We start from the raw sequence: 12239 nt of genomic DNA, 5'->3' as shown, positions 1-12239 counted from the left end.
TGTAGTTATGTCTCAATCTCTTTGAATTCACCGCCGGTTTGAGCTTTTTTTATGAGTTTCTTGGGAAACACTGATAGAATAAGGAATGTAATAAATTTGTAACACTCTTATCACAGCAAATTTTTCAGGGAAAGGAATTTTCAAGAAATGATCAAATTATTTGTAAGCGACTTAGATGGCACTCTTTTACACGAAGAAAAATACGTAGAACAGCATAATGCAGACGCACTTAGTGAACTTCAGCGCCAAGGAGTAGAGGTTTGTCTTGCTTCTGGACGAATGGATACGGAAATTTTAAAAATTTCTACTGATATTAACAATACATTTCATCGCATAAGCCAAAACGGAGGATTTGTGTGGACCAAAGAAAATCAAGAACTTCATGGAAAAGTGTTTGAAGATGATTTAGCGGTTCAACTTTATAAAAAAACGATAGATCCTAACCGTATTACGCTTGTCTGTTCAAACGACACCAATTATGTAGAGCAGCGAAATGAAATTATTGAAGCAATTGAAACTCACATGTTTTTCCCTATCGAAGAACAAATTGAAATGACAGATTCATTTGGTCACGCTCTTTCTCCATCTAAAATCACGGTTCTTGGAGATCATGATGAAATGGTAGCTCTGCAAAAAGAAGTGAACGAAGAGTTTGGTGATTATATTGATACATATATTTCTGCCAAGCAGTGTTTGGATATTATGCCTAAACATATCAGCAAAGGAAATGCCATTGAAATTTTATTAAATCATCTTCAGCTAAAACCAGAGGAAATTGCATGTGTGGGGGATTCATTTAATGATATTCCTATGTTCCAATTAACGCCGAACAGTTTCGCTATGGCTACAGCTCCTGAAGCTGTTCAGCGCCACGCCTCTGCTGTTGTGTCATCAGTTAGTGAAGCAGCGCGTATTGTTTTAGAAAAAAATAAGCAAACAACCTAAAAAAAGCGGTCAACGTTTAAATTGACCGCTTTTATCTATTTAATAAGAAAACGGTAGTTATTTTTTTCGTAAAGAACGAAAAAATTCACCTAAGCTTTTTTGCTTCCCATCTGCATGCTCTCCGTGATTAACCAAGCTGCTGATTCTTTCTCGTCGAACAACAACCATAATAAGAGTGGCAAAAAAGATAATGGAAACGGCAATGACAACCAGTGCAAGAACGGATGCTACAATAGCTTCAGAAGTCGTTAGTGACGATAGCATCTGCCTCGTACACCTCCATTTCGTTTGTGGCGAAAAGGAGCCTAGCAATTAGAAATGCAAATAATCTTTTTTCTCAGCTTGATGCATGTTATTATACACCATTTTCATTTTAGAAGCTGTAGCTTTTAAAGACGTAGACGAATCCACATCTTCGGCTAACATAATGTTTACTAAGTCAACCACAGAACGAGACAACAACTCTACATTATTTTGCAACTCTAATTCGTCATAAGTCGTACGGTCTTGAAGACGAAGTCGAATAATTTCATTTGCTAGCTCCCTAACACGCACTAATTGTTGATGTTCTCCCATAGTATCTCCGCCGCAAGAAACTTATAATCAGCCCTTTTATTGGCTTTTATAAGAGCTAGAAATCCCTGCAGCTTACCCCTCCTTATAAAGATGCCTAGCACATCTTTATGTAAATCACACTTTCACCTTGTTTACATGTATATTCGCTATAGCTGGTTCTTTTTCCTTTTGAAATTAGCAGCCATCGTCAACGACCTTCTTCGTTCATCGTTCAGATTTCAAATTTTTAAGGATGTGATATACGAAAATTAAAACGCCAATAGCCGTAAATGTTGCTCCTGCTGCCACTACGGGTGTAAAAGCTTGGTTTTCTAGTACGATCATGAAAAATAAACCAATCATCATGACCGGTAATCCTATATTATGCAACCATACGTGCAGTTTGGCTAATTTACTTTCGCTAAACGCAGGAAACAAATAATAAATAATTCCCGCTAACGTAAGCGATGTCCATCCTAATAAATTGATGTGCACGTGAACAGGTGTCAAAGCGTAGCTGTGAACAATTGACATATAATACCCCAATATGATGCCAATTCAAAAATAAACGGCTGATATTTTAATTAATTTAATTCCCATCGTTTTCTCCCCCTTATATCCCCCTACGACTTCTGTACTACTTTACGCAGGAAACGTCATTTTAGAAGCGGCAGATTAGCCAAAGGACACGAAATACGGAGTATGATATCTAAAAAGAGGATTCTTTACCGCAAACACAAAAAACAGCTGAGCAAAAGTACTCAGCTGTCTATTTTAAGCAATATAATGCAGCACAAAATTCAAGAAAAACAACAGCGCGCTTACATACATAAACATCGATACTTCACGCATTTTACCAAGGAATAATTTAAGCAGTGGATACGCAATGAACCCAAATGCAATTCCATCAGCAATGCTGTACGTAAGAGGAATAAGCGCAATAATTAAAAATGCAGGGAAACCTTCTGTTAAGTCCTGTAAATTGATGTTTTTGATATTTTGAATCATCAATGCTCCAATAACAATAAGAATAGGTGCAATAGCACTATCTGGCACCAGCTTGATAAATGGAATAAACAGAAGTGAACTTAAAAATAAAACTCCTGTAATCAGCGATGTTAAACCCGTTCGCCCTCCAGCTGCAATACCAGATGCTCCTTCTACAGAAGACACCGTTGGACTTGTTCCAAACACGCCGCTTAGCAAAGCTGAGGCGGCTGTTGCTTGAAAGGCCCGCGGAAATTTGCTATCTTGATTCATCATACCTAGCTGACCATGCAGCAAACCGATATTTTCAAAAATCAATACCATTGTTAATGAAAAGACAGCTGCCCAAAACGCAACGTCTCCAATAGCTCCAAAAGACAATGTGCCAAAGCTGCTAAAGAAGTCGTTCACGCTCCCAGCCGACTGTCCTTTTTCTGCACCGCTTCTTACACCAAGTAAGAAGGCAAGGACTGATCCAGCAATCATGCTTAACAAAAAGTTACCTTTCACATTTCGGATAAACAGTACGATTGTGATAATTAACGTCAACAGCGTACTGATCACAAACGGATCTGACAAGTCTCCAAGTGCTACAAAAGTGTTTTCGCTTGGAACTACAAGCTTCCCTTTTTGCAAACCGATAAATGTTAAAAATAAGCCAACACCGACTGTTATCGCTTCTTTTAGCGAATGCGGAATCGAAGAGACAATTTTGGCAGACAGTCGTGAAAAAGCTAATGCTATAAAAAGAAAGCCGGATATCACTACTGCTAATAACCCTTCTTGCCAAGATAACCCCATTGATTGAACCATCGTATACGTAAACAATGCATTAATCCCCATACCTGGCACCAGGATGAGAGGCGCATTTGCCCAAAAAGCCATAATAACACAGCCTACAAAAGCCGAAGCTACTGTTGCGAATATTCCTGCTTCAAGCGGAATACCGGCATCAGACAAAATGGTTGAATTAACAGCAATAATATACACGATGGAAAGAAATGAAATGACCCCAGCTAAGCTTTCTTTTCCAACAGTTGTTTGGTGGTCGTTTAAACGAAACAACTTTTCAAATAATGCGTTCAATCTAATTTCCTTCTTTTCATCTATCCCTCGCCCACCCAGTGATCAAAAATGCCACCGAAGTTATTATAGCAAAATCAACAATTGTTGCAAGGAAAACTTGTCTCCTTTAGCTTAAGCGTTCATTCCTTATTTAAAACTGTTATCATTTTCTAAACGTAACGTCTTCCATTCATTCTATATATACCTTGGATTGGACATAATAAAAGAGCGCTTTATCAGCGCTCATTGTTTTAATAATAATAAGGGTAATATGGTGGGTACGGCGGATAATAATATGGTGGTGGATAACCGTAATAACCTGGACCTCCTAGTGCACTTCCAAGAACTAATCCTCCAAGAAATGGAGCTCCAAAGCCAAAGCCGAACCCCGGACGGCCGAAACCAAAACCAGGACGGCCGAAACCAAAACCTGGGCGACCGAAACCGAATCCTGGACGACCAAAGCCTCCAAAGCCTCCAAAACCACCGAATGGTCTTCTTATGTCATTAATATCAAATTCTTGCATGATACATGCCTCCTCAAATTATATTTCATTCTCTTTATTACATATGTTATTCACCTACTTCTTGCATAGGCAATCGCCTCTTTTTTTGTGATTTCTTAAAAAATATTCCTTTTCTACTACCTCATTAGGATTAAACAAGCGTACAAACATATATTTTTTAAGGCTTTGAAACATACTACATGTAACTTATGTAAAATAAGAGAGATGAAACGAGGAATGCACCTTTACAATTTTCAGCACCTGCTGCAATGAGGAATAAACATAATATGAACGCATAAAAAGAACGCTCAACAAAAATGTTGACCGTTCTTCTTATGAAAATACATAGCGATTTTTTATTAATTTATCTGACCCTTTGCTTGACCGTATATGCCCTAAAGCTATATAATCCCCTTTTTATACAATGCGCTTTGAACATAAAATCATAGGAGCGTCTCCCCAAACGCTGCTATGTATGTATATCTGTAATCGCTTACAAACCTTTAATAAAAAACCGATATGATTTTCTATCTATTTACATTAAACAATATTTCAGGCTAAATTTCAACACATTTTTTGTTTTTCTTTGTACTCAGCAAAAAAACAGGTGATATAGCACAGTGATTTTCCTTTTTTCCTAAGCCTTTTACTTATAGCCATAATCGTTTATAGTTTATAACGAAAGGAAGTGACGCAATGTCTGATCAACTAGAAGAATACTTAGAACGAGGAATGTACGGAGCAAAGGAAACAAAAAGAGACGAAAGAAGATATTTCCTAACTGCTCTACGTGAAAATATTGAAATTGCACTAAAAAAAGGGCAAGTCATGAAAAAGGATGCAGCAAAAATAAAGCCTCTTTTAAAAAAAGTGAAAGACGGTCATTTGTTTTTAAATGGCTCCTTGTCTTATTCATACCTCTCCCCCTATATTCAAGCGGCTAACCAACATAAAGTGCCTTTTACTATCGTTCAGAACTTAGAAGCTGATACCGATATTGGTCTGGTTTTAACAGGTTCTGAAGGCAGTTTGGAACGAGATATCTTTTTAGACTAAAAAAAAGAGCCAGAACGGCTCTTTTTTATTTGGCAAATACATGATGATCAATTGTTTTAATTACAGCACGTGAACGAATCCAGTTATCGGTAGCTGTTTTTGGATTATAAAAGTAAATGGAATCGTCTAAACGATCTTTTCTAGTCAATGCTTGCTCTACTGCTTTTTTCGAATCTTCTGAAGCAGGTTTGTTAATTGATCCGTTTTGGACCGGTGAAAAAGCGTATGCTTTTCCGACAACTTGTTTAATAACTCCTGTTACCGTATCTGGAAACTTCGGAGAATCTACACGGTTTAACACCACTGTTGCTACCCCTACTTTTCCTTCATATGATTCGCCTTTTGCTTCAGCTTCTACTAAGCGAGCTAATAAATCTTTTTCACTTGCAGAGATCGAAACTGCAGGTGTTTCCTGCTCTGCGGGTTTTGCTTCTGGCTTAACCGTATTAGCCGGTGCTGCCGTTGAAGGTTCCGTTGTTTCAGCAGCCAGCACTTTTGTCTCACTCGGAATCGCTAATGTTTCACCAATATAAATCATATCTCCTTGACGATTGTTTATTTTTTTAATATCGTCAATTGTTACACTATATCTTTTACCTAACTTCCAAAGACTATCGCCTTTGACTACTTTATAATTAGTTGCAGCCGTAGCTGTTGCATTAAAACCTATAAATGAAAGAGTAGCTAAACAAGCTACTACCATTGATTTCATATAACTATGTTTCATAGGTAATACCTCCTGAAATTTCGTATGGTATTACTCTATCATAGCTATATAGGGGTTTCACCGAACGATTCAGTTACATTTCTTTAAATTTGATGAACAAAATTACGTTCGAAACACAATTATGACATTGTACCTTTTTTTTTGTCATAATCACGGTAATTTTTCTAAAATGCAGGTATATTTTCCCGCTTTATTTCAGTTTAATCAGAAATTTCTTCGTTTGTTTTTCCCTTATAATTCTTATGATAAACATTTAAATTCATCTACTTTTACACAAAAAAGCTGAATGTTGTAATCAACATTCAGCTCTTTTTAATCTTCGATCTCAATTTCTACAACATCATAGAAATCAATCACTAGCTTAGCACCCGTATCATCCATAAACGTAAAGACGTCTTGATCATCTGATAAATGTATCACGTATCCGCTCAACTGCTGTTCACTGTTGTCGTAAACAGTAGTAATTAGAATTTTTTTATGATCTACATATGCTTCTTCTAATAACGAATGGAGGTCATAGTCCCCGTCATCTTCGGGCCGGTTCGTTAACAGCATCCCATAAGTCGTCATTCCATTTTTATCTTTCCATATATGATCTGCAAAATAAAAAGGTGCTGTACTTTTTCGAAACTCATCCATAATATCCCTCCTATAACTAAACACGTTTATTCGCTCTTACCGTACGTTACTAAATAAACGCACAAGCACTTGTAACAGTATATTCTCTACTGTACAGGCTCATACATCCATTATATAAGGCATAATCAAATAATGCCATCATTTCGTTTAGCTCCTAGGAATTTCTAGATACGTATAGGTGAAATCTCCACCGCGTCCAGCTATTCCACGAAAATGTTTGAAATCAGGGCGATTTACTAAAAAAGGGCGAAAAGCAAGAAAGTCTTCTTTTTTAACTTTAATTTCGGTTACTTTTCCTTCACTTAACTCATTCAACATGTTTATTGCTGTTTGTTCATCCATTCAGTTTCACCTCGCTTTTAACTGTTCAGCCAATTTTGCAGAGATGCAAATTGAGCTTCAGCTTCTTTATATCCTTGGTTGTAAAGAGCGTCGAGACGCTCACGATTCTTCTCAATTCGCCCTACTACAAGAGGGGTTTGCGGACGAATCACAAAGATATTCCCCTGTCTTTCCTGTTCTTCAATATATGACAATGTTTCATTATACAATTTATAGCGGTTCTCAAGCGCACGAGTCAGCCCATCATAATGACGGTATTTGCGCTTCAATAACCAAAGCATATTTGATTTCTTTTTTCGATATCCTTCGTTTCGCGTTAGCACAACAATATTTTTTCTATATCCATCCTGCACTGCTTTTTTGATTGGAATCGGATCACTGATTCCTCCGTCTAACAGCTTTTTTCCTTTATATGTAACGACAGGTGCTAAAAATGGAAGGGAACTAGAAGCGCGAACCGCTGTCAAAATGTCCCGGTCATACTCATCAAAATAAACAGGTTCTCCCGTCACGCAGTCCGTTGCTCCTACTACAAGCTTCTCTGTACGCTCAGCAAATGCCTCAAAGTCAAATGGAAGAAGCTGATTAGGAATTTCATCAAAAACGAAATCCATTCCAAATATCTCTTTTGTTTTAAAATAATTTTTCCACGACAAGTAGCGAGGATCCTCTAAAAAATCTAAATTAGCTTTGCGACTTCTTCCTATTTGTCTAGATAAATAAGAAGTGGCATGACAAGCGCCGGCTGAAACGCCAATTACATACGGAAGATACAGATTTCTTTCCATAAAGTAATCTAAAACTCCAGTTGTATAAAGGCCTCTCATACCGCCTCCTTCGAGCACGAGTCCAGTATCTTTCAATTTCTACACCTTCTAATTCTTATAATTTATGACAAGATTATACCTCGTTTATTATAACGAAAGATGAACAAAGATGGAACTGTCCTGCTTCTCTCTTTCGTTAAAGCTACCAATTCCTTTTATTTCTCAGCACATTTTACTTATTTTTTCAATTTTATTTTATATTTTTTCAAAAAACCCTTTACTAATTCCCAGTTTTAAGGCAAAATTGTAAAAAAGAAAACGCTAACTAGTTTTACTATTTTTAAAATTAAAATTATTGAAAAAATTTATAATGAACTAATTTAAAACAAAGGAGCGATGAATCATGAAAATAGCAGAGGTAGGAAACTTGATAGAATTTAAAAATGGCTTACAGGGCATTGTCGAAAAAGTAAATGAAAACTCCGTGATTGTAGATTTGACTTACATGACAAACTACCGCGATTTAGACTTAGAACAGCGAACTGTTGTCAACCACAAAAACTACACCATCATTAATCCAGCTATGTAAAGGAAAAAAGCAGCCGGAAAGCAAAAGCGGTTGCTTTTTTATTGATTTTGAAAGAATTGATTCTTTTGTTCTTCTGTAATAATCCCCAGCTTATACATGAGGTAAATATACTGTTGCACCTTAACATCCTTCGAACTTTTTTTCACTGTACTCCCTCTTTTCTAAAATGTTTCTTTATACAATAATATATGGCTGAGATAAAAAAAGTTTCCTTAAAGAAACAAAAACAGGCCCCATTTTTTCTTGAAAGGGGCTTATTTTCGTGTGACAATAAGAACAAGCTACTACTATCTTCTTACCGAAAGGAATTACTAGCATGTTTGATACTGTATTGTTTATCGTTGCTCTTATTGTCATTCTTTTTTTCATCGTGCAGTTCGTTTTTAAACGCAAACAAACTTCAAATAAAAAAACATCCGTTGAACCCATGAATTATGCCGAAGAAGATTCTAACTCCTACACAAGCTGGAGTGAATCTGCTTCTAACCACGATCACGATGGCGATGGAGATGGCGGTGGAGATGCGGATGGTGACGGAAGATAGAAAAAAAGCCCCTTCTTATGAAGAGGCTTTTCTTTATTTTGATAATACTCGCTTACCGTTGGTAAACGAATAATAGCATTCACCTGTATAAATGTCTTGGCTTTCATGTACATGAACGCCACATTTATCTTCAAGGGCAGCTTTCATCATCGATTTGGCTACGTTATACGCTTTAATTGGACGATACTTTCTCCACTTTCCTACAAGGCAAAATGAACACGACTTTAACGTGTATCCCCCAATCTTTTCAAATAGGCGAAACTCTTGGCGCTTTCCTAATAATAACGATGGGCGGAAAAAGTGAGTAGAACGGATATACAAGCTTGCGATATCTTCTTCTACTTGCCCCTTTACTTTACTGTAAAAGAATGGCGAACGAAGATCAGCACCAATTGCTGTAATCGTTAAAAAGTTTTTGCAGCGATATTTTTCTGCACATTTAGCCGCTTTTAAAGGAAATTCGTAGTCCACTTTAATGAATTTCGCTTTTGTTTTTGCTTTTTTCATTGTCGTGCCTAAACAGCAATATACATCATCAACTGCAAAGCATTCTTCGTGCTTATCAAGCTCTGAAAAATCAATTTCAAGCTGACGTAGCTTTGTGTGTTCGATTGGTAGCTTTTTTCGAACAAACACTGTCACATGGTTATATAAGCTGTTGCTTAATAACATTTTTAAAAGTTCTTGACCAACAAGTCCGCTTGCACCTAATACTAATGCTGATCTCTGTGACATTCTTTCACCTTCTCACCTGTTGTTTTTGCAATGGAAAACAGGTTGCATACACAACCTGTTTGTTCGAATTAACGATTATCAATTGTTTCTGGGTATAAATCATGATTCATCAGGCGATAATTAGCCATTTCTTCATACTTCGTACCGGGACGCCCATAGTTTGTATATGGATCAATTGAAATCCCGCCGCGTGGTGTGAATTTTCCCCATACTTCAATATATCTTGGATTCATCAGTTTAATTAAGTCATTCATAATAATGTTCATACAGTCTTCATGGAAATCTCCATGGTTACGGAAGCTGAACAAATAAAGCTTTAACGACTTGCTTTCAACCATTTTTTCATCTGGAATGTAACTAATATAAATGGTTGCGAAATCCGGCTGACCTGTTTTTGGACATAAGCTCGTAAATTCTGGACAGTTGAATTTCACAAAATAATCACGATTTGGATGTTTGTTATCAAATGCTTCTAGAATCTCTGGTGAATATTCAAACAAATAGTTTGTTCCTTGATTTCCAAGGAGTGATACACCTTCTAATTCTTCATCTTTTCGACCGCTCATTTGCATTTCCTCTCTTTCTACGATTGTCATTCTAACAGCGTTTTTTTATTTTGTATATATCTGTTTTTATTTTTCTTTGTAAATTTTTTGCTATGCGCTTACACGCCTCGTTTATTTCCCCAAACAAGGGCGTGAACCTGCGGCAGAACTCTTACATCGTTCATGTTTTTAGCTGCCACTGCCTTATCGATTAACCACTCATACTTTTTAAGCAATTCTTGTGTTAACGACGCATTATCGATCGTCGTTAAGTCCTCGTTGCCTACCTGAACAAAAAATGGAACCTCAGGATAACGTTCATGAACAGAGGCTGCATACTCAAAGTCATCATCATTAAATACAACGACTTTTATGCTTATATGCGCCATGCGTTTTTCCTTTATTAATGTCTCTATAATATCGTCTAATACGGAGAAATTTGTTTTCATTAATGAACTTGGAGGCTTAGGAGAAATCGTTAAATCATCGATTTTTAGGAACCAATCCTGATAACGGCTTCCCTGTGTTTCAAGAGCTGCTTTTACCCCATGACTGTGCAAAAGCTCTACAAGTGAACCAATCGCCTTGATAAGCGCAGGGTTTCCTCCAGAAATGGTGACGTGATCAAAGCACTCTCCTCCAATTTCTTTTAGCTCCGTCCAAATTTGTTCTGCTGTTAGCTGACGAATATCGTTTTTAGCAGATCCATCCCATGTAAAAGCTGAATCACACCAGCTGCAGGAATAATCACAGCCCGCGGTACGAACAAACATCGTCTTACGTCCTACAACCATTCCTTCCCCTTGAATCGTTGGTCCGAATATTTCAAGTACTGGAATTGTATTAGCCACGTTTTTTCACCTTCTTTGGGCGGTAAACTACGTAACTTGTCGGCGTTTCCCGCACGAATACTTGTACGCAAGAAGGCTTATTTGGTAGTGTGTCTAGATATTCTTGAACCAACTCATAAATTTTACGAGCAACAACTTCAGTTGTAGGAAAATCATTTGGATTTTCTTCATTAAAGATAGAATGATCGTTCAATAATGTATGATCAAATTGACCAGAAACAATTTTTTTCAATAGCGCAAAGTTTACTAAAAAGCCCGCTTCGTCTAATGTATCTCCGGCAACAGTTAGGTTTACAAAATACGTATGTCCATGGACTTGACGGCATTTTCCTGCTTCTGTGTGAGGAACAAAGTGTGCCGCAGCAAACTGCATATCTTTGTTCAGTTCATATTCATAGTCATGAAATACTTGAGGATACATTTGTTGCAGCATTATTCCTCTCCTCCTTCTTTTGTTTGCATGTATTGATCTAACCCGCGTTTTCGCAATTGACATGCGGGACATTCGCCGCATCCATCAGCAACAATACCGTTGTAGCATGTTAATGTTTTTTCACGCACATACTCAAGCGCCCCTAGCTCATCCGCTAACGCCCACGTTTCTGCTTTATCAATCCACATAAGCGGCGTATGAATCACAAATTCAAAGTCCATTGATAAATTAAGCGTGACGTTTAACGATTTTACAAATACATCTCGACAGTCTGGATATCCCGAAAAATCAGTTTCACACACGCCTGTTACGATATGACGGCCTCCGCTGTTTTTAGCCAGTACGGCTGCAAATGATAAAAATAACAGATTGCGGCCGTCCACAAACGTTGTAGGCAACTCTCCTTCTTTTTGCTCGATCTCAATATCATCTCGCGTTAAGGCATTTGGTGCTAATTGATTTAAAAGTGACATATCTAGTACGGTATGCTTCACACCTAAATCAGCTGCGATAGCTTTTGCTACCTCTATCTCTTGACTATGACGCTGACCGTATTGAAAAGTAACCGTTTCTACTTCTTTAAAGTTTTTCAAAGCCCAAAATAGACATGTTGTACTATCTTGACCTCCGCTAAATACAACAATAGCTTTTTCATTTTTCATCATTATTGTTCGTCTCCTTTTTGATTGAAATCAAAAGAAGAAGAAACTTTATTGAACCGTTCGTTCCCTTTGTGACTAATTTTATAACACAAAAAAGAGACTGCTCTTTTCCAGCAATCTCCCTAAAAAGCAACTAAGATACACGTCCTCGCCAGCATACACGTCAAAAAGACGCGTTGATAGAAAAGCACGTGAAAGAAGACACGCTAAAACCGTGTCTTTTGTCATCAACGATGATCTTAGTTTTTTATAGAGGGAGTTTTCGAACCTCTCCCGTACATATACAAACGT

Annotated in this window: 18 protein-coding genes and 1 riboswitch; of the genes, 4 read left to right on the top strand and 14 right to left on the bottom strand. The window is 37.3% G+C overall.

Translation table 11 applies throughout. The annotated features are described in order from the left end of the window. Positions 1-147 precede the first annotated feature (147 nt). A complete protein-coding gene (locus MKY06_RS06515; protein WP_013056000.1) occupies positions 148-945 on the top strand; it encodes a Cof-type HAD-IIB family hydrolase in 798 nt (265 codons plus the stop codon). A gap of 57 nt (positions 946-1002) precedes the next feature. Here MKY06_RS06515 and MKY06_RS06510 read toward each other — a convergent pair whose 3' ends face one another. From MKY06_RS06510 to MKY06_RS06490, 5 genes are all read right to left on the bottom strand, one after another. Beyond that, on the bottom strand, positions 1003-1209 hold the full coding sequence (locus MKY06_RS06510) for a hypothetical protein (RefSeq protein WP_013055999.1): 207 nt from the start codon (positions 1207-1209) through the stop codon (positions 1003-1005). A gap of 48 nt (positions 1210-1257) precedes the next feature. Further along, positions 1258-1521: a hypothetical protein gene (locus MKY06_RS06505; protein WP_013055998.1), complete on the bottom strand. Its 264-nt coding sequence runs from the start codon at positions 1519-1521 to the stop codon at positions 1258-1260. A 204-nt stretch (positions 1522-1725) separates the two neighbouring features. Continuing rightward, entirely contained in the window at positions 1726-2034 is a 309-nt protein-coding gene (locus MKY06_RS06500; protein ID WP_328098981.1) for a cbb3-type cytochrome c oxidase subunit I, read from the bottom strand. Between the two features lie 240 nt (positions 2035-2274). Then, a complete protein-coding gene (locus tag MKY06_RS06495) occupies positions 2275-3573 on the bottom strand; it encodes an NCS2 family permease (protein ID WP_013055996.1) in 1299 nt (432 codons plus the stop codon). 230 nt (positions 3574-3803) lie between these two features. Then, positions 3804-4079, bottom strand: coding sequence for a hypothetical protein (locus tag MKY06_RS06490; RefSeq protein WP_221780608.1), 276 nt, complete (start codon positions 4077-4079; stop codon positions 3804-3806). Positions 4080-4754: 675 nt separating this feature from the next. Here MKY06_RS06490 and MKY06_RS06485 point away from each other — a divergent pair. Further along, positions 4755-5114, top strand: coding sequence for a YueI family protein (locus MKY06_RS06485; RefSeq protein WP_014461047.1), 360 nt, complete (start codon positions 4755-4757; stop codon positions 5112-5114). Positions 5115-5139: 25 nt separating this feature from the next. Here the strand turns inward: MKY06_RS06485 and MKY06_RS06480 are convergent, their stop codons facing one another. From MKY06_RS06480 to MKY06_RS06465, 4 genes are all read right to left on the bottom strand, one after another. After that, positions 5140-5841: a cell wall hydrolase gene (locus tag MKY06_RS06480; protein ID WP_053487018.1), complete on the bottom strand. Its 702-nt coding sequence runs from the start codon at positions 5839-5841 to the stop codon at positions 5140-5142. Positions 5842-6153: 312 nt separating this feature from the next. Continuing rightward, positions 6154-6480 (bottom strand): hypothetical protein, encoded by a 327-nt coding sequence (locus MKY06_RS06475; protein WP_013055991.1) that lies wholly within the window; start codon positions 6478-6480, stop codon positions 6154-6156. Between the two features lie 147 nt (positions 6481-6627). Beyond that, positions 6628-6822 (bottom strand): hypothetical protein, encoded by a 195-nt coding sequence (locus tag MKY06_RS06470; RefSeq protein ID WP_013055990.1) that lies wholly within the window; start codon positions 6820-6822, stop codon positions 6628-6630. Positions 6823-6839: 17 nt separating this feature from the next. After that, on the bottom strand, positions 6840-7685 hold the full coding sequence (locus tag MKY06_RS06465; protein WP_098278374.1) for a patatin-like phospholipase family protein: 846 nt from the start codon (positions 7683-7685) through the stop codon (positions 6840-6842). A 307-nt stretch (positions 7686-7992) separates the two neighbouring features. Here MKY06_RS06465 and MKY06_RS06460 point away from each other — a divergent pair, with 307 nt between their 5' ends. After that, positions 7993-8178, top strand: coding sequence for a YkvS family protein (locus MKY06_RS06460; protein WP_013055988.1), 186 nt, complete (start codon positions 7993-7995; stop codon positions 8176-8178). A gap of 316 nt (positions 8179-8494) precedes the next feature. Next, positions 8495-8722: a hypothetical protein gene (locus MKY06_RS06455; RefSeq protein WP_063670951.1), complete on the top strand. Its 228-nt coding sequence runs from the start codon at positions 8495-8497 to the stop codon at positions 8720-8722. A 33-nt stretch (positions 8723-8755) separates the two neighbouring features. Here MKY06_RS06455 and MKY06_RS06450 read toward each other — a convergent pair whose 3' ends face one another. From MKY06_RS06450 to queC, 5 genes are all read right to left on the bottom strand, one after another. Continuing rightward, positions 8756-9457, bottom strand: coding sequence for an NAD(P)H-binding protein (locus MKY06_RS06450; protein ID WP_013055986.1), 702 nt, complete (start codon positions 9455-9457; stop codon positions 8756-8758). A 68-nt stretch (positions 9458-9525) separates the two neighbouring features. Further along, complete coding sequence (gene queF, locus MKY06_RS06445) at positions 9526-10023, bottom strand: preQ(1) synthase (RefSeq protein WP_013055985.1); 498 nt, start codon at positions 10021-10023, stop codon at positions 9526-9528. Between the two features lie 98 nt (positions 10024-10121). Further along, positions 10122-10853, bottom strand: a complete 732-nt coding sequence (queE, locus tag MKY06_RS06440) for a 7-carboxy-7-deazaguanine synthase QueE (RefSeq protein WP_013055984.1) — start codon at positions 10851-10853, stop codon at positions 10122-10124. Further along, positions 10846-11286 carry a 6-carboxytetrahydropterin synthase QueD gene (gene queD, locus MKY06_RS06435; RefSeq protein WP_013055983.1) on the bottom strand — a complete coding sequence of 147 codons (441 nt, stop codon included), beginning with the start codon at positions 11284-11286 and terminating at the stop codon, positions 10846-10848. The genes queE and queD overlap by 8 nt, the downstream gene beginning before the upstream one ends. Further along, the gene (gene queC / locus MKY06_RS06430; RefSeq protein ID WP_013082241.1) at positions 11286-11951 is read right to left on the bottom strand and encodes a 7-cyano-7-deazaguanine synthase QueC; all 666 of its coding nucleotides are present in this window, start codon (positions 11949-11951) and stop codon (positions 11286-11288) included. The genes queD and queC overlap by 1 nt, the downstream gene beginning before the upstream one ends. 230 nt (positions 11952-12181) lie before the next feature. Beyond that, positions 12182-12225, bottom strand: a riboswitch (PreQ1 riboswitch). Positions 12226-12239: the final 14 nt, after the last annotated feature.

It is taken from the genome of Priestia sp. FSL P4-0332, from assembly GCF_038005845.1.
GTDB lineage: Bacteria > Bacillota > Bacilli > Bacillales > Bacillaceae_H > Priestia.
This window is presented reverse-complemented; position numbering and strand designations above follow the sequence as displayed.